At 63.2% G+C, this 24,516-nt stretch carries 22 protein-coding genes and 1 pseudogene; 7 read left to right on the forward strand and 16 right to left on the reverse strand.

The window, feature by feature from the left end; all coding sequences use genetic code 11:
• Positions 1–7 precede the first annotated feature (7 nt).
• From D0Z70_RS13405 to D0Z70_RS13425, 5 genes are all read left to right on the forward strand, one after another.
• Positions 8–1,483, forward strand: coding sequence for a TolC family outer membrane protein (locus D0Z70_RS13405; RefSeq protein ID WP_420820382.1), 1,476 nt, complete (start codon positions 8–10; stop codon positions 1,481–1,483).
• 37 nt (positions 1,484–1,520) lie between these two features.
• Complete coding sequence (locus D0Z70_RS13410) at positions 1,521–2,027, forward strand: DUF2497 domain-containing protein (RefSeq protein ID WP_119747232.1); 507 nt, start codon at positions 1,521–1,523, stop codon at positions 2,025–2,027.
• A gap of 107 nt (positions 2,028–2,134) precedes the next feature.
• Positions 2,135–3,274, forward strand: coding sequence for an adenosine deaminase (add, locus tag D0Z70_RS13415; protein ID WP_239018920.1), 1,140 nt, complete (start codon positions 2,135–2,137; stop codon positions 3,272–3,274).
• Between the two features lie 45 nt (positions 3,275–3,319).
• Positions 3,320–6,295, forward strand: a complete 2,976-nt coding sequence (locus tag D0Z70_RS13420; RefSeq protein ID WP_119747234.1) for a valine--tRNA ligase — start codon at positions 3,320–3,322, stop codon at positions 6,293–6,295.
• Between the two features lie 62 nt (positions 6,296–6,357).
• Positions 6,358–7,809 carry an MATE family efflux transporter gene (locus D0Z70_RS13425; RefSeq protein ID WP_119747236.1) on the forward strand — a complete coding sequence of 484 codons (1,452 nt, stop codon included), beginning with the start codon at positions 6,358–6,360 and terminating at the stop codon, positions 7,807–7,809.
• 253 nt (positions 7,810–8,062) lie between these two features.
• Here the strand turns inward: D0Z70_RS13425 and D0Z70_RS13430 are convergent, their stop codons facing one another.
• Positions 8,063–9,718 carry an ATP-binding protein gene (locus D0Z70_RS13430; protein ID WP_119747238.1) on the reverse strand — a complete coding sequence of 552 codons (1,656 nt, stop codon included), beginning with the start codon at positions 9,716–9,718 and terminating at the stop codon, positions 8,063–8,065.
• Between the two features lie 195 nt (positions 9,719–9,913).
• On the opposite strand from D0Z70_RS13430, the gene D0Z70_RS13435 reads away from it, so the two are divergent.
• Positions 9,914–11,005, forward strand: a complete 1,092-nt coding sequence (locus D0Z70_RS13435; RefSeq protein ID WP_119747240.1) for an acyltransferase family protein — start codon at positions 9,914–9,916, stop codon at positions 11,003–11,005.
• On the opposite strand, the gene D0Z70_RS13440 is transcribed toward D0Z70_RS13435, so the two are convergent.
• The 13 genes from D0Z70_RS13440 to D0Z70_RS13500 form a co-directional block, all read right to left on the reverse strand.
• Positions 10,983–11,987: an LLM class flavin-dependent oxidoreductase gene (locus tag D0Z70_RS13440; protein WP_119747414.1), complete on the reverse strand. Its 1,005-nt coding sequence runs from the start codon at positions 11,985–11,987 to the stop codon at positions 10,983–10,985. The genes D0Z70_RS13435 and D0Z70_RS13440 overlap by 23 nt on opposite strands.
• Before the next feature lie 46 nt (positions 11,988–12,033).
• On the reverse strand, positions 12,034–12,474 hold the full coding sequence (locus D0Z70_RS13445; RefSeq protein WP_119747242.1) for an Hpt domain-containing protein: 441 nt from the start codon (positions 12,472–12,474) through the stop codon (positions 12,034–12,036).
• A gap of 90 nt (positions 12,475–12,564) precedes the next feature.
• The gene (locus D0Z70_RS13450; protein WP_119747244.1) at positions 12,565–12,780 is read right to left on the reverse strand and encodes a sulfurtransferase TusA family protein; all 216 of its coding nucleotides are present in this window, start codon (positions 12,778–12,780) and stop codon (positions 12,565–12,567) included.
• Positions 12,781–12,785: 5 nt separating this feature from the next.
• Positions 12,786–14,150, reverse strand: coding sequence for a ribosome biogenesis GTPase Der (gene der / locus D0Z70_RS13455; RefSeq protein ID WP_119747246.1), 1,365 nt, complete (start codon positions 14,148–14,150; stop codon positions 12,786–12,788).
• A gap of 129 nt (positions 14,151–14,279) precedes the next feature.
• Positions 14,280–15,629 (reverse strand): outer membrane protein assembly factor BamB family protein, encoded by a 1,350-nt coding sequence (locus D0Z70_RS13460; protein ID WP_182913963.1) that lies wholly within the window; start codon positions 15,627–15,629, stop codon positions 14,280–14,282.
• A gap of 14 nt (positions 15,630–15,643) precedes the next feature.
• Positions 15,644–16,342 carry a tetratricopeptide repeat protein gene (locus D0Z70_RS13465; RefSeq protein ID WP_119747416.1) on the reverse strand — a complete coding sequence of 233 codons (699 nt, stop codon included), beginning with the start codon at positions 16,340–16,342 and terminating at the stop codon, positions 15,644–15,646.
• 76 nt (positions 16,343–16,418) lie between these two features.
• Positions 16,419–17,291: a 3-methyl-2-oxobutanoate hydroxymethyltransferase gene (gene panB, locus D0Z70_RS13470; protein WP_119747250.1), complete on the reverse strand. Its 873-nt coding sequence runs from the start codon at positions 17,289–17,291 to the stop codon at positions 16,419–16,421.
• Between the two features lie 58 nt (positions 17,292–17,349).
• Positions 17,350–17,685 (reverse strand): type II toxin-antitoxin system RelE/ParE family toxin, encoded by a 336-nt coding sequence (locus D0Z70_RS13475; RefSeq protein ID WP_119747252.1) that lies wholly within the window; start codon positions 17,683–17,685, stop codon positions 17,350–17,352.
• Entirely contained in the window at positions 17,678–17,959 is a 282-nt protein-coding gene (locus D0Z70_RS13480) for a type II toxin-antitoxin system Phd/YefM family antitoxin (RefSeq protein ID WP_119747254.1), read from the reverse strand. Before D0Z70_RS13480 ends, D0Z70_RS13475 begins: the two co-directional genes overlap by 8 nt.
• 110 nt (positions 17,960–18,069) lie before the next feature.
• Positions 18,070–20,529 carry a TonB-dependent receptor gene (locus D0Z70_RS13485; RefSeq protein ID WP_119747256.1) on the reverse strand — a complete coding sequence of 820 codons (2,460 nt, stop codon included), beginning with the start codon at positions 20,527–20,529 and terminating at the stop codon, positions 18,070–18,072.
• Positions 20,530–20,682: 153 nt separating this feature from the next.
• Positions 20,683–20,871 (reverse strand): YezD family protein, encoded by a 189-nt coding sequence (locus D0Z70_RS13490; protein WP_119747258.1) that lies wholly within the window; start codon positions 20,869–20,871, stop codon positions 20,683–20,685.
• Positions 20,872–20,972: 101 nt separating this feature from the next.
• Positions 20,973–21,641: an RBBP9/YdeN family alpha/beta hydrolase gene (locus tag D0Z70_RS13495; RefSeq protein WP_119747260.1), complete on the reverse strand. Its 669-nt coding sequence runs from the start codon at positions 21,639–21,641 to the stop codon at positions 20,973–20,975.
• A 154-nt stretch (positions 21,642–21,795) separates the two neighbouring features.
• A complete protein-coding gene (locus tag D0Z70_RS13500) occupies positions 21,796–22,161 on the reverse strand; it encodes a PRC-barrel domain-containing protein (protein ID WP_119747262.1) in 366 nt (121 codons plus the stop codon).
• 88 nt (positions 22,162–22,249) lie between these two features.
• Here D0Z70_RS13500 and D0Z70_RS13505 point away from each other — a divergent pair.
• A pseudogene (locus D0Z70_RS13505) lies at positions 22,250–22,680 on the forward strand (OsmC family protein).
• On the opposite strand, the gene D0Z70_RS13510 reads toward D0Z70_RS13505, so the two are convergent.
• Together D0Z70_RS13510 and D0Z70_RS13515 are read right to left on the reverse strand one after the other, a co-directional pair.
• A complete protein-coding gene (locus tag D0Z70_RS13510) occupies positions 22,652–23,530 on the reverse strand; it encodes a DMT family transporter (protein ID WP_275402217.1) in 879 nt (292 codons plus the stop codon). The pseudogene D0Z70_RS13505 and the gene D0Z70_RS13510 sit on opposite strands and share 29 nt — an antisense overlap.
• Before the next feature lie 93 nt (positions 23,531–23,623).
• A complete protein-coding gene (locus D0Z70_RS13515; RefSeq protein ID WP_119747266.1) occupies positions 23,624–24,445 on the reverse strand; it encodes a class I SAM-dependent methyltransferase in 822 nt (273 codons plus the stop codon).
• Positions 24,446–24,516 lie beyond the last annotated feature (71 nt).

The following is a 24,516-nucleotide window of genomic DNA, read 5'->3' on the forward strand; positions in this document are numbered from 1 at the left end:
GGGGATCATGACAGCAAAGCGACCTACTTTCCGGCGGACCACCGCTACAGCCTTGCTGTTGCTATCCTCTTGCCTGGCCGGTCCGGCCATGGCCGAAACGCTGCAAGGCGCGCTGGCGAAGGCCTATGCGTCCAACCCGACGCTGACCGGCGCGCGCGCGGGGCAGCGGGCGACCGATGAGAATGTGCCGATCCAGAAGGCGGGCGGGCGTCCCGCGGCGGATGTGAGCGCCAGCTTTTCGGAGAGCATCCTCAAACCCACGATCAGCTTTACGTCGCCCCAACGGACGGTGAATGCGCAGGCGCAGTTGAGCGTGCCCATCTATTCGGGCGGGTCGGTCCGCAACGGTGTAAAGGCCGCCAAGGTCCGGGTCGAGGCGGGGCAGGCCAATCTGCGCGGCACCGAAGCCAGCATTTTTTCGCAGGTCGTCGGTGCCTATATGGACGTGATCCGCGACAGCGCGATCGTCTCGCTCAATCAGGCCAATGTGAAGGTGCTGGAGGTCAATCTCCAGGCGACCAACGACCGGTTCGAGGTCGGCGACCTGACCCGCACCGACGTGGCCCAGTCGCAATCGCGGCTGGCGCTGGCGCAGGCCGATTTGCAGACGGTGCAGGCGAACCTGATCACCAGCCGCGAAAATTACATTGCGCTGGTGGGCGAGGCGCCCGACATGCTGGAGCCGCCGCCGGTCCTGCCGGGGCTGCCCGCCACGCCCGATCTGGCGGTGCAGGTGGCGCTGGCCGACAATCCCGACATTGCGTCGGCCAAGAAAGCGCGGGAAGCCGCTCGCTATGACGTGCGGGTGGCCAAGGCGGGCAATCTGCCCATCCTCTCGGCCTTCACCCAGGCAGGCTATACCAATTATCTCGATACGCTCGAAAATGGCACGGCCGGGGGCGGATCGCAGATCAACAAGCAGGCGCAGGCCGGGGTGCAGCTGAGCATCCCCCTTTATCAGGGTGGCCGCGTCGCCGCGCAGGTGCGCCAGCGCCAGGCGCAGGAATCGCAGGCGATCGAGCAGGAAATCCAGGTCGAACGCGGGGTCATCGCCCAGGCGCGCGCCGCCTATGCCAGCTGGCAGGCCTCGCTCCAGGCGATCGAGTCCAACCAGAAGGCGGTCGATGCGACCAGCCTGTCGCTGGAAGGCGTGCGGGCCGAAAATTCGGTGGGCAGCCGCACCATCCTCGACATCCTCAATGCCGAACAGGAAGCGCTCAACGCCCGCGTCCAGCTGGTGTCGGCGCGGCGCAACGCCTATGTAGCGGGGTTCAGCCTGCTCGCCGCGATGGGTCATGCCGAAGCGGACGATCTGGGTCTGGCCAGCGGCGCGCTCTATGATCCCATGGTCAATTATGATCGGGTGAAGGGCAAATGGTTCGACTGGGACTATGATGCCGCGCCCCGGCCGGTCGCCACGCGCACCGTTGACACGCTGCCGCAAAACGCCAATGTGAGTCCCGATACGGCACAACAGCCATAAGGGGCTGTTTTTGCGCGGCCGATAGTCAGGGGACGGCATGGGCGACATGAGCAAGGAACCCTCGATGGAAGAGATACTCTCGTCCATCAAGCGGATCATCGCCGAGGAAGGCGAGGATGCTGTGCAGGCGGTACCACGTCGTGGCCGCGCCGATGCTGCGCCCAAGGCGATGATCGAACCGGGTGAGCCGGAGCGCGCCCCCTTCGTGCCGCTGATCGACGAAGTGCTGGAACTGACCGAAGAGGTCGTGGTGGAGGATGTGATGCCCGCTCCCAAGCCTGCCGCCAAGGCGACGCCGGTGGCCAAGCCTGCCGCCGCAGCGGACGAGTCGATCCTGTCGGTCGAAAGCGAAGTCGCGGCGCGCCATTCGCTCTCCGCCCTCTCTTCCATGCTGGTCGCCGCCCCGGAAGGCGCGGACAATACGCTCGACGGGCTGGTCCGGTCGATGCTGAAACCCATGCTCAAGGAATGGCTCGACGCGCGCCTGCCTGCATTGGTCGAGGACATGGTGGCCAAGGAAATCGCGCGCATCACCGCGCGCTGAGCCGCACCCCTGCCGCTCCATTTTTTGATACGGGGCGTGGACTATATCATGATGGACATGCGCAGCCCGATGCCCGGATAGACAGACGGGTTTTCAGGGGATTGGTGATGATGTTGAGCAGACGCGGCCTGGTTCTTGGCGCAGTAGGCGCATCGCTCGCCGCGATGACGCCCTCCCTCCCGATGTGGAGCGCGGTGGCCCAGCAGGCGGGCGATGCCGCCGACATGGCCCGCTTCATCGCCGCGCTGCCCAAGGCGGAATATCATGTCCATCTGGAAGGCACGCTGGAAGCGGACATGAAGTTCGCGCTGGCGAAGCGCAACGGGCTGGACCTGCCCTTTGCCGATGTCGCCGCGATGAAGGCCAGCTATATTTATCATGACCTGCCCAGCTTTCTGGCCATCTATTATGACGGCATGAAGGTGTTGCGGACGGAGCAGGATTTTCACGATCTGGCCTATGCCTATCTGGCCAAGGCGGCATCGCAGAATATCCTCTATGCCGAAATGTTCTTCGACCCGCAGGAGCATCTGAAACGCGGCGTGCCGATGGCCGCGGTGATTGGCGGCATCACCAGCGCGCGGGTGGCGGCTGCGGCGCAACTGGGGATCGGGTCGCAACTCATCCTCTGCTTCGTGCGTGACCTGTCGGCGGAATCGGCCATGGCGGCGCTCGAAGCGGCGCTGCCGTTCCGCGAGCATCTGGTCGCGGTCGGGCTGGATTCGGACGAGAAAGACCATCCGCCGATCAAATTCGCCGCCCATTTCGCCAAGGCGCGGGCGGCGGGCCTGAAGGTCACGGCGCATTGCGACCTCAACCAGAAGGATATTTTGGAACATATCCGCCAGGCGATTGTCGACATTCGCGTCGACCGGATCGACCATGGCGGCAACATATTGGAATCGCCGGAGCTGATGGCGATGGCGAAGGCGCGGAACCTGTATTTCACCGTCTGCCCCAGCTTTTCCGGCACGGTGCGCGGGGATAAGCCGCCGATCGATGTGGTGCGCGGGATGCTGGACGCGGGCCTCAACGTCACCATCAATTCGGACGATCCGGCCTATATGGGCAGCGAATATCTCAATGAGGTGCTGGTGAAGGCGCAGGCGCGCAGTGCGCTGACCAAGGCGGAACTGGTGCAGTTGCAGCGCAACGCCTTCAACGCGGGATGGATGAGCGAGACGCAGCGCGCCGCCTGCCACGCGAAGCTGGACGCCTTTGCGAGGGCGCAGGGTGTGGCGGGCTGATAGTTTCGCTGGAATGGAAGGGGAAGGGCCATTAAGGGCGCTTCCATGACCGATCTGCCCAAGACATTCGACCCCGCCGATATCGAAGCCCGCTGGTACGCGCATTGGGAGGCGAACGGCCTGTTCCGTCCCGAACGGCCCGACGCGCAGCCCTATACCATCGTCAATCCGCCGCCCAATGTGACGGGCAGCCTGCATATCGGCCACGCGCTCGACAATACGTTGCAGGACATCATGATCCGCTACGAGCGGCTGCGTGGCAAGGATGCGCTGTGGGTCGTCGGCACCGACCATGCGGGCATCGCGACCCAGATGGTGGTCGAGCGGCAGATGGCAGCACAGGGCAAGTCGAAACACGACTTTGGCACCGACACACTCAGCCCACGGGATGGCTTCATCAAGAAGGTGTGGGAGTGGAAGGAAGAGAGCGGCGGCACCATCACCGGCCAGTTGCGGCGGCTGGGCTGTTCGATGGACTGGAGCCGCGAACAATTCACCATGGACCCGCATTTCAGCAAGGCCGTGGTCAAGGTGTTTGTGGAACTGCACCAGCGTGGCCTGCTCTATCGCGACAAAAGGCTGGTCAATTGGGACCCGCATTTCCGCTCCGCCATTTCCGATCTGGAGGTGGAGACGAAGGAGACGCAGGGCGGCTTCTGGCGGTTCCGCTATCCGCTGGCCGATGGCGTGACGTTGGCGGACGGCAGCGACCATATCGTCGTCGCGACGACGCGGCCGGAAACGATGCTGGCCGACATGGCGGTGGCGGTCCATCCCGACGATCCGCGCTATCAGAGCGTGATCGGCAAGGAGATTCTCCAGCCGATCACCGGACGGCGCTTGCGGATCGTGGGCGACGATTATGCCGACCCGGAACTGGGGTCCGGCGCGGTGAAGATCACGCCGGGGCATGATTTTAACGATTTCGAGGTCGGCAAGCGCGCGGGCATCGCGGCGGGCCAGATGCTCAATATGTTCGATGCGGATGCTAAGGTGGTGCAGACGGCGGATGGTCTGGTGCCGGAAGCCTATCTGGGGCTGGATCGGTTCGAGGCGCGCAAGGCGGTGGTCGAAGCGATGAAGCCAGATTTTTTGGTGCCGCACGTTACCAAGAATAAGGAGGGCGAGGAGGTCGCCGCCGACTTCGAGCCGCGGGTTATCCAGACGCCGTTTGGCGATCGGTCGGGCGTGGTCATCGAACCCTGGCTGACCGACCAATGGTATGTCGATGCCGCCAAGCTGGCCGTCGCGCCGATGCAGGCGGTGCGCGACGGGCGGATCGAGATAGTCCCCAAGACATGGGAAAAGACCTTCTTCAACTGGATGGAGAATATCCAGCCCTGGTGCGTGAGCCGCCAGCTGTGGTGGGGGCATCAGATTCCGGCTTGGTTTGGGCCGAAGCTGGAGAATGGTCGCACCACCACCGAGACTGAGTTCTTCGTCGCCGTTGACGAAGGTGAAGCGAAGGCGGTCGCTCAAGAGTATTATGGGGCAAATGCTTCTATATACTTTGTCGATTTTGAGCAGCGCCATTCGCCTCAGGGTATTGTTTCGGAAACCGACTGGCAGTCCGGTAATTTTGTCCTATTGCATCGCGATCCCGACGTCCTCGACACCTGGTTCTCCTCGGCGCTGTGGCCGTTCGGGACGCTGGGCTGGCCGGAAGAAACCCTCCCCTCTCCTTCAGGGGAGGGGCCGGGGGTGGGGGCCGTCGATCAGGCGCAGACTGTCGGGCACGCCCCCACCCCAACCCCTCCCCTGAAGGGGAGGGGCTTAGTGGAGCGCCACTACCCCAATGATCTCCTCATTTCCGGCTTCGATATCCTGTTCTTCTGGGACGCGCGGATGGCGATGCAGGGCATGGAGTTCATGGGCGATGTGCCGTGGCGCAAACTCTATCTCCACGGCCTCGTCCGTGCGGCGGACGGGCAGAAAATGTCCAAGTCTAAGGGCAATGTGGTTGATCCGCTGGGCCTGATCGACAAGTTCGGGGCCGATGCGCTGCGTTTCTTCATGAGTGCGATGGAGAGCCAGGGCCGCGACGTGAAGATGGATGAGAAGCGGGTCGAGGGCTATCGCAACTTCGCGACCAAGCTGTGGAACGCGGCGCGCTTTTTGCAGGCGAACGGCGTGACGGCCTCGAACAGCATCGACGCGCCTGCCGCCCACGCGCCAGTCAACCGCTGGATCATTGCCGAGACGGTGGCCACCGTGCAGGCGATCGACACGGCGCTGGCCGACTTGCGTTTCGATGCGGCGGCCAACGCCATCTATCATTTCGTCTGGGACCAGTTTTGCGACTGGTATATCGAACTGACCAAGGGCGCGATGGATGACGAGACGCGCGCCGTTGCGGGCTGGGCATTCGACCAGATTTTGGTGATGCTCCACCCGTTCATGCCCTTCATCACCGAAGAGTTGTGGCACCTGACCGGCGCACGCGCGAACGCGCTGATCGTCGCGCAATGGCCCAAGGCGCTGGCGGCGGTGGACAGCGAGGCTCAGGCGGAGATTGACTGGCTGATCCGCCTGGTCAGCGCGATCCGCGCCTCTCGAACCGAATTGAATGTGCCTCCATCAGCTAAGCTGAAACTTTCTGTGCAAGACGGTTCTTATCTGAGTCTGCCAGATCGGGTCGTGCGCAATAAGGATGCGATCCATCGCCTTGCTCGTGTTTCAGAGATCATGCACGCTCAGCCAATCGAAGTTTCTACGCGGACAGGGTCTGACAATTACGAAGCTCGGCTTATGGCTCAGCGCGGTGCTATTCAGATCGTGGTGGATGAGGCGACCTTCATCCTGCCGCTGGAAGGCGTGATCGACATTGCTGCCGAAAAAGCCCGTCTCGCCAAGGCGCTGGCTGCGGCGGAGAAGGAGCGGGATGGTCTGGGCGGGCGATTGTCCAACCCCAGTTTCGTTGAAAAGGCCAAGCCCGAAGCCGTGGCCAAGGCGCGCGAGGATCATGCCGAAAAAACCGCCGAGGCGGAAAGGCTGAAAGCGGCGCTGGACCGGCTGGGGTGAAGCTATAAGGACTATGGGTTCCCGCCTGCGCGGGAGCACCGGCACGAGGGGAGAGGCAGCAAGTGGCAGCAAGCACAGCAGGCGCAAAAGACCTGACGCAGGGGCCGATCGCGTCCACGCTGCTGCTGTTCGCCATTCCCACGCTGGCGTCGAACATTCTCCAGTCCCTCAATGGCTCGATCAACGCGATCTGGGTCGGGCGGTTTCTGGGGCCGCAGGCGCTGGCAGCGACGGCCAATGCCAATATCATCATGTTCCTCATGTTCTCGGTTGTGTTCGGCTTTGGCATGGCGTCGACCGTCATGATCGGCCAGTCGATGGGACGGCGCGATATCGACGCGGCGCGGCGCGCGTTCGGGTCGGCGGTCGGTTTCTGCATGGGGCTGGCGGTCGTGGTTTCGACGGCGGGCTGGCTGGGCGCGCCGGCGCTGCTGCGGATGCTGGCGACCCCGGCGGAAGCCTATGACATGGCGCTGGTCTATCTGCGCGTCATCTTCGTGGCGATGCCCGCCAGCCTGTTGTCGGTGATGATCATGATGGGCCTGCGCGGGGTGGGGGACGCGCGCACGCCGCTGATTTTCATGATCGTCAGCGTGGCCATGGACCTGATCCTCAATCCGGTGCTGATCCTGGGGCTGGGGCCGTTTCCCGCCATGGGCATCGCCGGATCGGCGACCGCGACCGCGGTGGCGGGCTTTGTCAGCCTGATCGGCATCATCGCCTACACCTATGCCAAGGATCTGCCGCTGCGGCTGCGCGGCGCGGAACTCGCCTATCTGCGCCCTGCGGCGGACCAGATGGGGGTGCTGCTGGGCAAGGGGCTGCCGATGGGCCTGCAGATGATCGTCATGTCCGCGTCGGGGCTGGTGATGATCGGCCTGGTCAATCGCGAAGGGCTGCTGGTGACGGCGGCCTATGGCGCGTCGCAGCAGCTATGGACCTATCTCCAGATGCCCGCCATGGCGATGGGCGCGGCGGTCAGCGCGATGGCGGCGCAGAATGTCGGCGCGGGCCGGTGGGACCGGATCAGCCGGATCACCGGGGTCGGCATCGGCTATCAGCTGCTGATCACCGGCACGATGGTAACTTTGATGCTGGTGTTCCACGAGCCGCTGCTGGGGTTGTTCCTGGGCGATAATGGCGCGGTGATCGCCGAAGCCTGGCACATGCAGTTGCGGGTCAGCTGGAGCTTCATCGCCTTTGGCTGCACCATGATCCTGTTCGGGGTGATGCGCGCCAATGGCGTGGTGGTGAAGCCGCTGATCATCCTGATCTTCACTCTGTTCGTGGTGCGGATCGGCTTCTATTATGTCGCCTATCCGCTGATCGGGGCGGATGCGCTGTGGCTCAGCTTCCCGGCAGGGTCGTTCGTGTCGCTGCTGCTGGCGTTCCTCGTCTATGCCCATGGCGGCTGGCGCACGGCCAAGCTGCTGATGCCGGTGCATGAGGAAGAATGTCGCGAGGCTGTGAACAGTGAGGCTGAGCCTGTCGGGCGGATTGCGCCGACGGGGTAATAACAATGCGCATTGATGGAAACCTACGAACTGTTGTTCCCCGGCAATGGCCGGGGAATTGCATATGAGTTTCCGTTATTCAGCAACGTCATGCTGAACTTGTTGCAGCATCCATCATGCCCCAAAAGCTGCCGCTCGGTACGAGGAATGGATCCTGAAACAAGTTCAGGATGACGAGGAGGGAGGGGGTAGTTTCATATGCGATAGCCCGGTCTTCGCCGGGGAACGCTATCACCTTTCCCATGCGTGACGATCAACGCCCCTGATTGCGCCAGCGGGTGATGGTGCGGTCGAGGATGGCGTCCTCGCCGCCCGACTGGCGCCATAGTTCGGTGAAGCTGGGGTCGCCCGATGCGGGGCGGCGATGTTCTTCCAGATTGTCGAGCGCGACGCGGATCGGCACCGCGACGCCTTCGCCGCAGATGATCGCTTCCCGGTTGCGCAGCGCGGGGATGGAATCGAGGAAGCCGCGCGCGCCTTCGGGCATGGCGGCCTTGACGAATGCCTGGTCGCGGTCGTTGTTCAGGCGCATCGAAATGATGGTGCCGCACTGCGACAGCACGCCTTCGGCCAGATCCGACGGACGCTGGGTGATGAGGCCAAGCGAGACGCCATATTTGCGGCCTTCCTTGGCGATCCGCTCCAATATCTTGCGCACCGCCTGCCCTGCGCCGGTGGTGCTGTTGGGGATGTAGCGATGGGCTTCCTCGCAGACCAGCAGGATCGGCCGCTGCGGCTCGTCGCGCGCCCAGATGGCATAGTCGAACACTAACCTGGACAATACCGACACGACGGTGGAGGTGATGTCGGACGGCATGGCCGACACGTCGATGATGGAGATCGGCTTGCCGTCCGATGGCAGGCGGAAAATCTTGGCGATGAAGGCCTGCATCGTGTCGGCGACCAGCATGCCGGAGAACATGAAGCTGTAGCGCGGATCGGCCTTGATCTCGTCAATCTTGGTCTTGAGCCGCATATAGGGCAGCGAGTTGGTGCCCTTGTCGAGCTTGCCCATCTCATTCTGGAGGATGGAGGTCAGGTCGGACAGCAGATAGGGGATGGGCGAATCGACGGTCAGGCGGCCAATCTGTTCGGCCAGGCGGTTCTTCGATCGCGCGGCGAGCAGACATTTGGCGAGAATGTCGCAATCGACGGTGCGTTCGGAGCCGGACGAGGTGACGAACACCTCGCAATGCTCCTCGAAATTCATCAGCCAGTAGGGCAGGGCCAGATTGTTGATGTCGAACACCGCACCGTTGTTGGCGAAGGCGGCGCCATATTCGCCGTGCGGGTCGATCATGACAATGTGCCCCTGGGGCGACAGGTCGCAGATGCGGTGCAGGATCAGCGCCGCACTGGTCGATTTGCCGGTGCCGGTGGAGCCGAGCAGCGCGAAATGCTTGCCCAGCATCGAATCGACATAGAGGGCGGCGCGCGTGTCATTGGTGGGATAGACGGTGCCGATTTCGACATTGGGGCGATCGTCTGCGGCGTAGATTTGCTGCATGTCGCGGCCCGACACCGGGAAGATATCGGTTCCGGGCGTGGGATAGCGGGTCACGCCGCGGCGGAAACGATAGATGCGGCCGGTCAGCTTTTCCTCATCGCCCTCACCCAGAAAGTCGATGTCGGCGATGATGCTCTTGCTCGCCTGATCCAGCGTCATCGCGCGCACGCTGGCGACCAGCCAGCATTGGCCGACGCGCATCTTCACCTGGCTGCCGACCTGTCCCGCCATCGCGGTGCAGGGATCGGGATCCTGCCCCAGCACGGCAAGGCGTGTGGCGTCGATCATCACCTTGGAACTGGACCCGGCAATCTGGAACACCATACCCATGGCCTGACCCAAAGCGGGGTGTGCGGACGATGCAGCATTAGTAAATTGTTGTGCGCCCGGCATCTGGGTCATGAGCCTTTGTCGTCCCTTCGACCGGAGCGGCTTCCGGCAAACAGGCACTTATCTAGGCGATAGAGGTAAAGATTGGCTTATAGCCGCACAGGGTTAACGCGCGGTAGGCACAGGTCCGAAACGGATCGACATGGGGCGGCGCGGAACAGCGGGCCAGTTGGCGCATTATTGCCGCGTAACAGTCAGGATCTTTGCTTGTCCGAAACGATAGTGGCCGATGGAGCGCGTCGCTCCGACGCGATCGCCATAGCCCGTGTCATCTGTATCCTTGGCGTTGTCTATGTCCACGCCTGGACCGGGCAGAATGGCGCAGCACTCGACGCGCTGCGCGGCACGGGGCAGGAGACTCTGCGCTGGGCGCTGATGGAGATATTCGGGCGCAGCGCGGTGCCGCTGCTGGGGCTGATTTCCGGCTGGCTGGTGGCGGGGTCGGAGAGCGCGCGGCACTGGCGGGGCCATGTCTGGCGCAAGGCACGGACGATCCTGCTGCCGATGATCCTGTGGAACGGGCTGGCGATCCTGCTGGTGTCGGGCGTGGCCTGGTTCGGGTCGCTGAGCGCGCCGGTGCCGACATCACTCTGGTGGGTGGTGCAGGAGGTGCTGATCGTCAGCCGCAATCCCGACATCAATGTCCAGATGCCGTTTTTGCGCGATCTGTTCCTGTGCATGGTTGTAGCGCCGCTGCTGGTGCGATCGCCGGGATGGACGCTGTGGATGGTGGTCATTGCGGCGGCGGCGGCGCATGTCGCAGGGCTGGGGCCGCCGGTGCTCATGCGGGCGTCGATCCTGTGCTTCTTCACGCTCGGCATCCTTGCCCGGCGTGGCGGGTGGGAGCGGCGGGCGATAGCGCTGCCGCTGGCGGGGGCAGTGCTGCCCTTTGCGCTGCTGATCAGCGTCCAGCTTTATGTGATGGTCGGGCTGGCGGAGTTGCCGCCCGTGCTGGTGCGCAATGCCATCGATCTGGCGGTGCGGATCGCGGCGGCGCTCGCTTTCTGGCGGCTGGCCTGGGCGCTGGCGGGGAGCGGTGTGCGTGGCGTATTGCTGCGGATCGAGCCGTTCGTCTTCTTCCTCTTCTGTGCGCACCTGATCCTGATCTGGCTGTTCGGCCCGTTGCTGGGCGAGCTGTTCGGGTCGCTCGGATCGCCGCTCTATCCGCTCTATCTGCTGATCCAGCCGCTGCTGGTGCTCGGCGCGGTCATGCTGATCGCCACGCTGCTGCGCCGGATCGCGCCCGGTGCGGCCACTATGCTGAGCGGCGGACGGATCAGGCCGGTTCGCGAGCGGTAAGCGCCTGTGCGGCGGCCATTGCAATGGCGAAGCTGCGTTTGCGCGCAGCCACATCATGGATCTGGCCGGTGAGGATCAGTTCGTCGACCTGGGTGCGGCGTAGAAAAGCGGCAATGTCGCGCTCGACATCGGCCTGGGTGCCGATGCTGGAGACGCTCAGCACGTCGGACAGCATCGCCTGCGCTTGCGGTGGCAGGCTGTCATAATAGCCCTCCACCGGCGGCTGGAGCTTGCCCGGCTGGCCGGTGCGCAGGCGGACGAACGCCTGCTGCATCGAACTGGCGAGCAGCTGCGCTTCGTCGGCGTTGTCGGCGGCAAAGACATTATAGCCCGCCATGACATAGGGAGTTTTGAGCTGCGCCGACGGGCGGAAGTCGCGGCGGTAGATGGCGATCGCCTCGTCCAGTGCGCCGGGTGCGAAATGGGAGGCGAAGGCATAGGGCAGGCCAAGCGCGGCGGCGAGTTGCGCGCCATAGAAGCTGGACCCCAATATCCATAGCGGCACATCCTCGCCCGCGCCCGGTGTCGCCTGAATGCCCAGCCGATCATCGCCCGCAAAATAGGCCTGCAACTCCATCACGTCGCGCGGGAACTGGTCCGCGCCGCCCGCCAGATTGCGGCGGATCGCCTGTGCCACCCGCTGGTCGGAACCGGGCGCGCGACCCAGCCCCAGATCGACCCGGCCGGGGAACAAGGCGGCGAGCGTGCCAAATTGTTCGGCGATCAGCAGCGGGGCATGGTTGGGCAGCATGATGCCACCTGCGCCGATACGGATGGTGGAGGTCGCATGGCCGATATGGGCCAGCACCACGGAGGTGGCGGCCGACGCGATGCCCGCCATGCCATGATGTTCGGCCACCCAGTAGCGATGATAGCCCAGCGCTTCGGCATGGGCGGCAAGATCGGCGGCATTGGCCAGCGCGGTGGCGACGCTGTCCCCTTCACGGACGGGGACGAGGTCGAGCATGGAAAAGCGTGTCATGCCTGCCATATGGGGGCATGATGGGTTTTATTTCAATACGGGAAAATCAGACGGCGCGACCAAAGCCCTGTGCCGGGGTGTCGGTGCGGCGACCAAATGTCACCGGACGACGCGCGACCAGCGGGTTGGCGTCGCGGTCCAGCAGCGCCATCGTCTCGGTAAAGCAGGGGCGCAGCGCGACGACGGTTTCGATCAATTCGTCCGGGCTTTCCCGCGTTTCCACGCAGCGGCGGGCGACCATTTCAATTTCTTCGGCCATGGCGCTCAGCCGATAGGCACCAAATTGCGCCGATTCGCCCTTGAGCGTATGGGCGGGCGTCACCAACGCGGCGGCATTGCGGGCGCGGAAAGCATCCTCGACCGCACCGATGGATTTGGCACCATCTTCCCGGAAATAGCCAAGGATGCGCAGAAATGCCGTACCCAGCTCACCGCGGGTGCGTGCAAAATCGCTCCAATTCACCAGATCGGTTTCTTGATGAGGCACCCGTGCCACTCCTTGCTCTAACAACGAGAAAATAGGCGGTGCATGTAAACAGAGCGTTAAAGCGTGGCGATCAGCAATGGATTAGTTGGTTCAATCCGGTGTTAATTGCGACAGCGCATAACGATGCGTGTCGAGGATCGCAAAGGACCAGCCATGTTGCCGGGCGAGCGCTTCCAGTTCGCGCCCGGCAATCGGGTCGTCCGCTTCGATCATAATAGCGTGCGCATCGCGCATGGCCCGTGCCGCGCGCAGGGCGGGCCAGGGACATTTCATGCCGCGCGCATGGACGATGACCGGATCGGCCATCGCGCCTATTTGCCGAACGGGTTTTTGGCGCTGCGCAGCGTCAATCGCACCGGCACCGCGCCAAAGCCCAGTTCCTTGCGGATGCCATTGACCAGATAGCGACGATAGCTTTCGGGCAGATCGTCAAGCCGCGTGCCGAACAGGATGAAGCCGGGGGGGCGGGTCTTGGCCTGGGTGATGTAGCGCAGCTTGATCCGCTTGCCGCCGGGCGCTGGCGGCGGATTGGCCTCCAGCGCGCTCTCAAACCAGCGGTTGAGGACGCCGGTGGACACGCGCTTCGACCAGGTGGTGCGGGTTTCGAACGCGACGCGGATCAGGTCGTCCAGCCCCTTGCCGGTCGCGGCCGACACGGTCATGATCGGCACGCCGCGCACCTGTGCGAGACCATCGAACAGTGCCTGCTTGATGCCCTGATAGAGGGCCGAACCATGTTCGACCGTATCCCATTTGTTGAGCGCAACGACGAGCGCGCGTCCTTCCTCCAGCACCTTGTCGGCGATGCGCAGATCCTGCGCCTCCAGCCCGCGGGTCGAATCGAGCAGCAGCACGACGACTTCGGCAAAGTTCACAGCGTTCAGACCATCGGTGACGGCCAGCTTTTCCAGCTTGTCCTGCACCTTGGCATGTTTGCGCATCCCGGCGGTGTCGATCAGGCGGACGGGGCGTTCTTGCCCTTCGTCGCTGATCCACATCCAGTCGACGGCGATGCTGTCGCGGGTGATGCCCGCTTCCGGGCCGGTCAGCAGACGGTTTTCGCCCAGCAGCCGGTTGATCAGCGTGGATTTGCCCGCATTGGGGCGGCCGACGATGGCGAGCTTGAGCGGGGCGCTCTCGTCATCCTCGTAAAATTCCTTTTCGTGCGGCTCGTCATCTTCTTTTTCCAGATACGGCAGCAGCGCCTGAAACAGGTCGGCCATGCCCTGACCATGTTCGGCGGAAAAGGGGATCGGTTCGCCCAGCCCCAGGCTGAAGGATTCCATCACGCCATCGTCGGCGGCCTTGCCCTCCGCCTTGTTGGCGACCAGCACGACCGGCGCATCATTGGCGCGCAGCCAGCGGGCGATTTCCTCGTCCAGCGGGGTGATGCCCGCGCGCGCGTCGATCATGAACAAAGCGAGGTCGCAATTTTCGACTGCCGCCTCGGTCTGCATCCGCATCCGGCCGGGCAGGCTGTTGGCGTCCTCATCTTCATAACCGGCAGTATCGACGATGATGAAGTCCAGGCCGAGCAGATGCGCTTCGCCCTCCCGCCGGTCGCGGGTGACGCCGGGCTGGTCATCGACCAACGCCAGCTTCTTGCCGACCAGGCGGTTGAAGAGGGTGGACTTGCCCACATTGGGCCGCCCGACAATGGCTACTGTGGGCAGCATGGAGGCCCGTTTCCTTCTGACAAATTCAAAATCGACAAATGCGGTGCTCCCGCGAAGGCGGGAGCCCAGTCCGTAAGGTGGAACTGGGCTCCCGCCTTCGCGGGAGCACATCTAGCATGATTGTTGCTCTTAGCGGAGTGCCGTCAATTTTCCATCATCGGCAAGCAGATAAAGCATGTTGTTGGCAACGATGGGCGAGAGCGACATGGAGCGATCCATGTCCACTTGCGCCTGCACGCTGCCATTGGTGGGATCGACATAGACCATCTGGCCGCGCGTGGACACGACGATCAGGCGATTGCCCGCCAGAACAGGACCGGTCCAGCGGATCGCCTTGTCCTTCTTCTTTTCCTTCTGCCAGCGGCGCAGTTGGCTGACCCAGCGGATCTTGCCGGTGGCGCGCGCGACGCAGAGCAGGCGGGCGTCGCTGGTGACGACGAACACCCATTCGCCGACCACCGACGGGGTGGAGATGCCCGCAATGTTGATTTCCCACAGGCGCTGGCCGCTGGTCAGTTCATAGGAGGCCATGCGGCCGCCCTGACCGATGGCGAATACCCGGCCCCGGTCGATCACCGGGTCGGCATCGATATCAGTCAGCGTGGCAACAGCGGTCGAAATGCTGGTACGCGAGAGCGCGTCGCCCCACAGGGTCCGGCCATTTTCGTAGCGATAGGCGGTCAGTTCGCCTGAGCTATAGCCCGCGATCACCGTGCCTTGGGCGGCGGCGGGGGCGGCGACGCCGAACACACCGGTCACCTGCAACGTGCCGCTGTCGGTCCACTGGGTTTCACCATCGGACTGGTTGAGCGCGAAAATCTGGTTGTCCTGACCCATCACATAGACATGGCCATTTTCCAGCGTCGGTGCGCCGCGCAGCGGCCCGGCCAGATGCTTCTTCCAGATGATCGCCCCGTCGGCCGCGTTGAGCGCGAATACGTCGCCCAGACCCGTGCTGGCGAACACCCGGTCGCCCAGGACGCTGACGCCGCCGCCGAAGAGCGAACGGCCATTGCCCTTGCCCTCGGCAGGCAGGCTGGTCTGCCACAATTTGCCGCCACTCGCCGCGTCGAACGCGATGACATGCGCGCCAGCGTCGGTCACGAACAGCTTGCCGCCTGACACGACCGGCGACGCGGCAAGGCGCGCCTGCGGCGAGCTGCCCTCGATCGAGGCGCTCCACACCTGCGTGGGTGATCCGCCCAGCGAGACATTGCCCATCGCCTTGGACGGGTCGCCACCCGGCTGCGCCCATTGATCGTTGACATAAGGGGCAGGCAGGGCGACCGGCACGTCGGCCAGCGCCGGTTCGACCTCGACACCCTGTTCATTGTTCAGGATGGACACGCGGTTGCCCAGCACAGGGGTCTTGGGCCCGCCCTTCTTGCCGCCGACGATGCCGCAGCCGGCCAGCAGCGCGATCATCAGGGTGAGCGTCACGGCGCGGCCAATGGGCGCTTTTGTCTTCATGCTGTCCATTCCCATGCGCTCATTCATCCCTGTGCCGGATCAGCGGGCAATTCAACCGCGTCGATCCCCAATAAACCTGCCATCTGTCGCGCGCGTGAACGGATCGACTGGGGGACATTGGCGTCCTTGGCGATTCCGGCGAACAGCGGCCCGGCGAGGTCATTCTTGCCCATCTTCATATAAGCGATGGCGACCAGTTCGCCCGCGCTGCCGAACCAGGGCGCACCCTCGATCGCCAGCGGTTTCAGGCGATCGACGATCTGCTGCGGCTTTAGCGTTTCAAATTGCAGCGCGGTCTGGCGGATCAGCGCCAGATCACGATAGGGCTGGTCCAGCCCGGTATCCGCGACCATCGCGCCATAAAGAGCGATTGCGCCCTTGGCGTCGCCCTTGCGCGAGGCTGTCCCGGCCTGCACCAGCAAAGCCGACGCGCGATAGCCCGGCTGGCTGGCCTTGGTCAGCGCGTCCAGCTGCTTGGCATCGGGCGTGCCGCCGCCGGTGGCGGTCGCCAGCACGGCGTCCATCTGTTCCGACACGGCTTCGGACTGGGTCTTGCTATGATGCTGCCAGTAGAGCCAGCCGCCAAAGGCCGCGAGTCCCGCCACGACCGCGACCAATATCCAGCGCCCATAGCGCTGCCACACGGTCAAAAGCTGGTCCTGACGGACTGCTTCATCGACTTCACGCATGAAGGCTTCGCTATTTTGCGGCGTCAGGGCCACGATATTCTCCGGGACATGGATCAGAAACAGATGGGCAGAAGGCGCGATCAATAGCGGCGCTTATGCCACAGGCAAATCACTTTTTCGGGCGATAGACCTGTTCTTCGGTCGGAAAGCTGCGCGCCCGCACATCGGCGGCATAACGCTCCGCTGCGCTGGTGATGGTTTGCGCGATATTGTCGAAGCGTTTGACGAAGCGCGGCACCCGTTCGAACATGCCCAGCATATCTTCGGTCACCAGCACCTGCCCGTCACAATGGGCCGATGCCCCAATGCCGATCACCGGCACATCGACGCTGTCGGTGATGGCGACGGCCAGTTCCTCCATCACCCCTTCCAGCACCAGGGCAAAGGCACCCGCCTGCGCGACGGCACGGGCGTCGGCCATGATCTTGGCATGTTCTTCCTGGCTCTTGCCGCGTGCGCCATAGCCGCCCAGCGCATTGACCGCCTGGGGGGTCAGGCCGACATGGGCCATGACCGGGATGCCGCGCTGGCTGAGGAAGGCGATCGTCTCCGCCATCACCTGCCCGCCTTCCAGCTTGACCGCCGCCGCGCCGGTTTCCGCCATGATGCGGCTGGCGCTGGCAAAGGCCTGTTGCGGCGAGGCTTCATAGCTGCCGAACGGCATGTCGACCACGACGACGCTATGATAGCTGCCGCGCACTACCGCCGCGCCATGGGCGCACATCATGTCGAGCGTGACCGCGAGGGTAGAGGGCAGGCCGTAAATCACCTGTCCCAGCGAATCGCCGACCAGCAGCATGTCGCAATGCGGGTCGAGCAATTGCGCCTGCCGCGCGGTGTAGGCGGTCAGCATTACCAGCGGCTCGGCTGTTTTCCCCTCAAATTTGCGCCGCTGGATGGCGGGCACGGTCAGGCGCTTCATCGGCGCAGGGGTGGGCGTAGCGCGGCTGGTCGACGTGTCGAGCGTGAAGGTCGTGGACATGGGGGCGCTCTACCGCACCGGGGCGCGGGGCGCAAATGCCGGAGGGGCGGGGGTGGTCTTACTGGCCCAGCAGGCGCTGGCTCAACAGTGCCTGCATGTCGCGACGGCCATCGGCAATCATGAGGATGAGGACGAACGCGCCAGTGAAATGATAGATGATGCGATAGGGCGGTTGAACGATCTGGCGATACGCATCCTCGCCCAGAACGGCCATTTCCTGCGGAACCGTGCCACGCAACGGGAAGTCGCGCAGTGCATTCATGCGTTCTACCAGACGGTCGATCAGAGCATCGGCATCGTCGGCGGAGCGGTGTGCTGCCATATAGGCATGGATACTCGCCAGATCATTCTCGGCGTCGCTGGTGACTTTGATCGGATATGGCGGTTCAGCCATTTTCGTCCTGACCACGATCCTTCAATCGAGCGACGACCTCCTCTAGGGGTTTGACGCGACCGGCTCGTAAATCTTCCATCCCCAGCGCCAATATCTTGAGCATCGCCAGTGTTTCCTGGGTCTTTTCATAATCGCGAATGTCCTGCACGATGGCCTTCGCTTCACCATTTTGGGTGAGGATCATCGGCTCGGCACCCTCGCTGAGGTCGGCGAGGATTTCGGCGGCATTTGCCTTGAAATAGCTGATCGGCTTGATCCGGGTGGAATAGCGCATGATAGTGATCCTCGATCAAATTCGGACCATATATAGTCTATTGCGCCCCGCAACGCAAACGGGGCGGCATTGCTGCCGCCCCGCCGGGGGTGAGCTGGATAATTTGCGGATCAGAAGCTGAATTTGATCGTGCCGCCCCAGGTTTGCGGATCGCCGGGCTGGCCGGCGATCAGGCCGGTGTTGCCGGGTGCGACCTGCAGGGTTTCGATATAATCGACGTCGAGCGCGTTGCGGACCCAGCCAAACACATCGAACCCTTCGCCCCGGAAACCGGCGCGGAAGTTGGTCAGCGCATAGCCCTTCACATTGGTGTAGATCGATGGCGAGGCATTGCTGTTCCAGTGCGAGCGGTAATTGCCGTCCACGCCGAAATAGACCTGACCTTCCTTCGCCAGCAGCGTCACCGGCTGGTTGATCTCCGCACCGTAGGAGAAGGCCCATTTGGATACGCCCGGCAGGTCGGCACCCGAAATGTCGCACTGGCGCGGGCTAAGCGCACCCGGCACGCCCGGCTGCGAATAGTCCGGTGTTGCATTGGCCGCCTGGAACGTGCCGCCCGACAATTCGGGCGGGCAGGGCGCGTCCACAAACTTCTTATATTTGGCGTCGGTATAGGCACCATTGGCATAGGCGGTGAAGCGATCGCTGGCGACGATCTTGAAGTCTGCCTCGATCCCCTGCGACCGGACCTTGCCCGCGTTGGCGAGGTAGCCGCGCACCGTGCCGAACTGGCCGCCATTCACCGTTGCCTGGAAATTCTTGATATCTGTGCGGAAGGCGGTGAGGTTGAAGGTGGCCCGGCGATCGAAGAACTGGGTTTTGAGGCCGATTTCATAATGGTTGACCGATTCCGGCTTCACCGTGCTGGCGTCGTAATTGACCGTATTGTCGGCGTTGAGCGGCAGGCCGTTCTGGTTGATCCCCAGCGTCTTGAAACTCTTGGCATAGGTTGCATAGGCCAGCACGTCGCGGGCGATCTTGTAATTGATGTTGAAGTCGTAGGTGAAATTCCATGCGCTGTCGGAGGGCGCGCTGACCTGTGGCTGATAGACGCCACATTGCTGGGTCGTACCCTTGATGGTCCCCGGTTCGGCGACAGTGGTGCAGCTGATGGCCTGACCCTGCGCATTGGTGACGACGCGCTGATAAAAGCCCGATTTCTTGTCATAGTTCAGGCGCAGGCCCGGCTGGATCGTCAGCGCGTCGGTCACTTTCCAGCTCAGCTGACCGAACAGCGCGGCACTGTCAGCCTTGAGATATTGGGTGTTGCTGGCGGTCAGACCGGCGAGTGTCGCGGGATTATTGGCCGGGTTGGCCGGATCGGTGGAAGGGGCAAGGCTCCATTGCGCGGCGTCGTCGCCCTGCTGTTCTGTGCCCTGGGTGTCGATCCGCTGCTTGAAGCCGAACAGGCCGACGACGAAATCGACATCCTGGCTTTCGTAATTATAGCGGAATTCCTGGCTATACTGGTCCTGCTGCGAGGGGTTTTGCGATCTCGAAACGATCGACAGGCCGGTAAAGTCGCGATCATTTTCCGGCTTCCAGTCCCAAAAGCGCCAGGCGGTGACCGACGTCAGCGTGCCGGGGCCGACATCCCATTTGATCTTGGCCGACACGCCGCCAATCTTGTTGCCAGCGTTCAGGTTGCTGTCCAGATCAGTCAGCCGGTCATAGGGATTGCGGCTGGGCACGACATAATTTTGCGCGGCGGCCAGCGCATCATATTGGCGGTTGAGCGGGCGCTGGGTCTTGCCAACGCGCACGAAGGTGGTGCCGCAGCATTCAGGGTCCTGCTTGCTGTAATCGCCCGACAGGGTGATGCTGAAATCCTCGCTGGGCTTGAACAGCAACTGACCGCGAAGGCCCAGATTGTCCTGCTCGTTGATCCAGCGCTGGCTCGTCACATTGTAGAGCGTGCCGCGACGGCTGGTCGATGCCATGGCGACGCGCACCGCGACCGTGTCCGACAGCGGGCCGGAGATAGCGGCCTTCGCCTGTTTGAGATTGAGGTTGCCGACGGTCAGTTCGGCGCGGCCCTCAAAATCGAAGGTCGGCTGGTTGGTCGTGATGTTGATCGCGCCTGCCGTGGTGTTCTTGCCATAGAGCGTGCCCTGCGGCCCGCGCAGCACTTCAACCTGATTGACGTCAAGGAAGTCGAAGGTCGCGGCGGCGACGCGGCTGTTATAAACGTCGTCGACATAGATGCCGACACCCTGTTCAAAGCCATCGCTGGTCAGGCCGAACGGCACGCCGAGGCCACGGATGTTGACCGACGTATTGCGCGGGTTGGTGGTATAGACCTGGAGCGTCGGGGCGAGTTGCTGCAGCTTCACGATGTTGAAATTGCCGGTCGCCTCGATGCTGTCGCCCTTCACCACGGAAATCGCCAGCGGCACTTCCTGCGCGGTTTCCTGACGGCGGCGGGCGGTCACGACGATGACGTCGCTGCGCGGATTCTGCGTTTCGACGGCCGGATCGACCGGCTGCGGCGTGGCGTCCTGCGCAAAGGCGGCAGGCGTGATGAGGGAGGCGCTTGCCACGCTGGCAAGCAACAGAAAACGCGCAATCATGATGGTCCCCTTTTTCCGGCGGTCCGGTGTTTATTTGATCGCGGCATTTCCGGTGGTCCGGTCAAAGCCTGGTATTTCGGGATGATGAAATGTGGCTCATCCCCAGCCAAATGGGTCGTGCGACCCGGTAACTCTGGTGCGCGCCAGCTCTGCTCAGCTGGTCAGGCGCGTCTTTTCGGTCACGTCGATCTGGACCACGCGGGCGTCATGGACGGTCAGCGTGATCGATCCGAACTTCAGTCCCGCCAGCACGCCGCGCACCTTGTCGATGCTGGTTATGATGTCGGACCGTTGCGTGTCGGCGCGGCCATTACGGAAGTCAGTTGGTTTGGTGTCTGTCATGTTTAACCTCTTTCCCGCTTATTATCTCAACTTTATTGATAGACAAAAAAGCAAATATAAGGGGCGCGCAAGTTTCTCTTGTCGCGCCCCTTGGGGTGAGGTCAGGGATGAGCGCGCAGGCCCACAGGAGCCTGCGTCTGTCGCGCCAGTGGCATGGCCGGACGGGACTGGCGCATCGCGGACGCCTGTTCCTGCGCATTGTCGATCAGCCGTTCGAGCAGCCCCTGCCCAAAACTCCATTCGCCAAGGCCCGAATCGGCGTTGATGTGGCCGACATGGCCCGCATCCACAAATTCGCTGCCCCAATATTTGCCGATGCTGTGAGCGCGCTCGAAGAAGATATAAGGGTCGTCCCGGCTGGCCACCAGGATGGACGGGAAAGGCAGCGGCGCGCGCGGGGTGGGGCCAAAGCCGCCGATCGTTTCGGGGGTTTCCATCCGGTCGCAATCGGGCGGCGCAACCAGCAGTGCGCCGGTTACTGGCCAGCCATAGGCCTGGCTCTGCAACGCGCCCCACCAGGCGACGGCCATGCAGCCCAGGCTGTGCGCGGCCAGGATGACGGGGCCGTTGGCGGCGCGGATTGCTGCGTCCAGCCGCGTGACCCAGGCATTGCGGTTGGGGCTGGCCCAGCTGCCCAGATCAACCCGCTCGCAATCGCCGCGTGTTTCCTCCCAAAGGCTTTGCCAGTGGCCCGGCCCGCTATTGTTCAGGCCAGGGATGGTCAGCACGACCGGCTGGCGCGTGTCACCCGAAAATCCGAATCGCTCCATGGTCTGGTCCTCATCCTGTCTATCCAGGCGATGGCGATAATTCTATTCTTATGGTAGACAATGGGCAAGCGACAAAATGTGTCGAAATCTGGGCGACCGGAAGGTGCGGGCGGGCAGGCGGCTTTGCTGCTGCCGTCTGTCCGCCCGCCAGCCCTTACCAGGGGTAGATCAGTCCATAATATTGATAGACGTTGCGGCCATAGCCATCGTCATAATCGGGGCGCTCATCGGCCATGTGGCGCGGCGCGTCCTCCAGCAGCTTGCGGTCGAGGTCGACCACATAGCCGCCCTGCTGCGTGTCGTAATTCAGCATGGACCAGGGCAGGGGATAATGGTCATGCCCCATGCCCAGAAAGCCGCCAAAGGACAGCACCGCATAACGGACCTGCCCCGACAGCTTGTCGACCATAAAGTTGGAGATTTTGCCGAGCTTCTCGCCCTGCCGGTTGTAGACGGCGGTGCCTTCGACCCGATCGGACGCGATCAGATCGCCATGATGTTCCAGTGTCGTGTCGGACATTGTCACTCTCCTGCACAAGAAGGATTATAAGGATGCAACTACGGGGGTGCTCGCGGGTTCCTTGTCGGCAAAAGCAGGAGAAAGAATTATGAAGATCAATCGCAGCGGGTCCGCGGTGTGGAGCGGCGGGCTGAAGGACGGCAAGGGTGCGATATCGACCCAGAGCGGCGCGCTGGATGCCTATCCCTATGGATTTGCTACCCGTTTTGAAGGCGTGCCGGGCAGCAACCCCGAAGAACTGATCGCCGCGGCCCACGCCTCCTGCTCACCATGGCGCTGTCGCTGATCCTGGGTGAAGCTGGGTTGACCGCAACCAAGATGGATACGAAGGCGGTCGTCACGCTGGAAAAGCTGGACGATGGTTTTGCCGTCACCGCCAGCCATCTGACGCTCAAGGCCAGCATCCCCGGCGTGGATGATGCGACATTTCAGGATCTGGCGGGCAAGGCGAAGGCCAATTGCCCCATTTCCAAATTGCTGAAGGCCGACATCAGTCTGGATGCAGAGTTGCTGTCGTAGGCACCGCCGCTTTGCCGCGGACATGTTCGCGCCAGGCAATATAGAGACCGCTGGCGATGATCAGGCTTGCCCCGATCCAGGTCGTCGCCAGCGGCCATGGTTCGCCGATCGCCAGGCCTAGCAGCGTCGTCCAGATGATCGCGCTATAGTCCATTGGCAGCACCACCGACACCGGCCCCCATCGCAGCGCGGCGGTCAGGCAAAGCTGCGCGATGCCGCCGAACAGGCCGATCAGCAGTAATAGCCCCCAAGTGACCGGATCATGCATCTGTGCGAAGAAGGGCATGGCGATGCCCAGCGGGATCATCGACAGCGTGGTGAACCAGAACACCACCACGCCTGCGCTTTCGGTCCGGCCCAGTTCGCGCAGCACCAGGCTGACGCTGGCCGTCACGAAGGCAGCGGCGATGGCGACCGCGACCCCCTGTAGCGGGAAATGGCCGGCATCGGGCCGGATCATCACCAGCACCCCGACAAAGCCGATCAACACGGCCCCCCAGCGATGGATGCCCGTCGCCTCCCGCAGGATCAGCGCCGACAGGATCGTGCCGAAAATCGGCATGGTAAAGCCGATCGTCGCCGCTTCGGCGGGCAATAGCAGGATATAGGAGAGGAAATTGAGCAACATGCTGCTCAGCCCCAGCATCATCCGGCTGGCATGGACGCGGATGCGGTTGGTGCGCACGGTGCGGAGGCCATCGGCCATCGCCACCCAGCCGAGCACGAAGGGCAGGGCGAGCGCCTGACGATAGAAAAGCGATTCGACGACATGCACGCCCCGTCCATCGACCACGCGCACGGTCACGAACATGATCGACAGGCAGATGACGGCCGTCAGCCGCAGCCCGATGGCAAAAAGAGGCCGGTGCGGTCGGGGTTGGGGCGGGGAGGGCGTCACCGCTCCGCCTTAGCCCGGTTGCGCCGTGGCGCAACCGGTTAGGGCCTATTGCAGCGGCTTGACGAATTTCAGCGTCATCCGGTCGCTTTCGCCGATCGCCAGATATTTGTCGCGATCGACATCCTTGTTGGTCAGCACCGGGGGCAGGGTCCAGACGCCCTTGGCCCAGTCCGCCGTATCCTTGGGATTGGCGTTCACTTCCGACGCGCCGACATAGGTGAAACCGGCGGCCTCCGCGATGCGGCGGATGGTGGAGACTTTGAGATAGCCGCTCGTCTTTTCCAGCGCGCTGTCGCGGGTTTCGGGCAGGCGATGATCGACCACGCCCAGCGTGCCGCCGGGCTTGAGCATGGCGAAGAAGGCGGCGAAGGTCGCCGCCTCCGTCCCGCCCATCACCAAATTATGGACATTGCGGAAGGTCAGCACCGTGTCCACGCTGTTGGCGGGGATCGTCGCGGTCGCTTCGGGGTGGGCGACCACCATCACCTTGTCATAGACATCAGGCTTGGCGGCCAGGAATGTCCTGTAGCCATCCAGATAGCGACCGGTGGGTTGCAGCGCGTAGAATTTGCCCTGATCGCGCAGCAACGGCGCCAATATTTCGGTGTACCAGCCACCGCTGGGGGAATATTCCACCACTGTCTGGGTCGGTGTGACACCGAAAAAGGCCAATGTTTCGGCCGGGTGGCGATATGTGTCGCGCAGGACATTGGTCGGTGTGCGGCTGGGCGCGGCGATGGCGGCGGCAATTGGGTCAGCCGCCTTGTGCGCGGCATGATCGCCATGGCCGGCATGTTGGGCCATCAGGGGCAAAGCGGGCAGGGCAAGGCCGGTCAGCAGCAGTCCGGCACGGGCGAGACGGTTCATCGGCAGTCCTCTCTCGATACGTCAGAAGAGGGGTGTGCCGGTCGTAGCGAGTGGAAGCAAGGGGGCTGGAG

The organism is Sphingobium terrigena, from assembly GCF_003591655.1.
In the GTDB taxonomy this organism is placed as follows: domain Bacteria; phylum Pseudomonadota; class Alphaproteobacteria; order Sphingomonadales; family Sphingomonadaceae; genus Sphingobium; species Sphingobium terrigena.

Bases quoted from the DNA above. Each gene is read 5' to 3' on its own strand.
- D0Z70_RS13405 (WP_420820382.1), top strand. From the start codon at position 8: ATGACAGCAAAGCGACCTACTTTCCGGCGGACCACCGCTACAGCCTTG.
- D0Z70_RS13410 (WP_119747232.1), top strand. From the start codon at position 1,521: ATGGGCGACATGAGCAAGGAACCCTCGATGGAAGAGATACTCTCGTCC.
- add (WP_239018920.1), top strand. From the start codon at position 2,135: ATGATGTTGAGCAGACGCGGCCTGGTTCTTGGCGCAGTAGGCGCATCG.
- D0Z70_RS13420 (WP_119747234.1), top strand. From the start codon at position 3,320: ATGACCGATCTGCCCAAGACATTCGACCCCGCCGATATCGAAGCCCGC.
- D0Z70_RS13430 (WP_119747238.1), bottom strand. From the start codon at position 9,718: ATGACCCAGATGCCGGGCGCACAACAATTTACTAATGCTGCATCGTCC.
- D0Z70_RS13440 (WP_119747414.1), bottom strand. From the start codon at position 11,987: ATGACACGCTTTTCCATGCTCGACCTCGTCCCCGTCCGTGAAGGGGAC.
- D0Z70_RS13450 (WP_119747244.1), bottom strand. From the start codon at position 12,780: ATGGCCGATCCGGTCATCGTCCATGCGCGCGGCATGAAATGTCCCTGG.
- der (WP_119747246.1), bottom strand. From the start codon at position 14,150: ATGCTGCCCACAGTAGCCATTGTCGGGCGGCCCAATGTGGGCAAGTCC.
- D0Z70_RS13460 (WP_182913963.1), bottom strand. From the start codon at position 15,629: ATGGACAGCATGAAGACAAAAGCGCCCATTGGCCGCGCCGTGACGCTC.
- panB (WP_119747250.1), bottom strand. From the start codon at position 17,291: ATGTCCACGACCTTCACGCTCGACACGTCGACCAGCCGCGCTACGCCC.
- D0Z70_RS13475 (WP_119747252.1), bottom strand. From the start codon at position 17,685: ATGGCTGAACCGCCATATCCGATCAAAGTCACCAGCGACGCCGAGAAT.
- D0Z70_RS13480 (WP_119747254.1), bottom strand. From the start codon at position 17,959: ATGCGCTATTCCACCCGGATCAAGCCGATCAGCTATTTCAAGGCAAAT.
- D0Z70_RS13485 (WP_119747256.1), bottom strand. From the start codon at position 20,529: ATGATTGCGCGTTTTCTGTTGCTTGCCAGCGTGGCAAGCGCCTCCCTC.
- D0Z70_RS13490 (WP_119747258.1), bottom strand. From the start codon at position 20,871: ATGACAGACACCAAACCAACTGACTTCCGTAATGGCCGCGCCGACACG.
- D0Z70_RS13495 (WP_119747260.1), bottom strand. From the start codon at position 21,641: ATGGAGCGATTCGGATTTTCGGGTGACACGCGCCAGCCGGTCGTGCTG.
- D0Z70_RS13500 (WP_119747262.1), bottom strand. From the start codon at position 22,161: ATGTCCGACACGACACTGGAACATCATGGCGATCTGATCGCGTCCGAT.
- D0Z70_RS13515 (WP_119747266.1), bottom strand. From the start codon at position 24,445: ATGAACCGTCTCGCCCGTGCCGGACTGCTGCTGACCGGCCTTGCCCTG.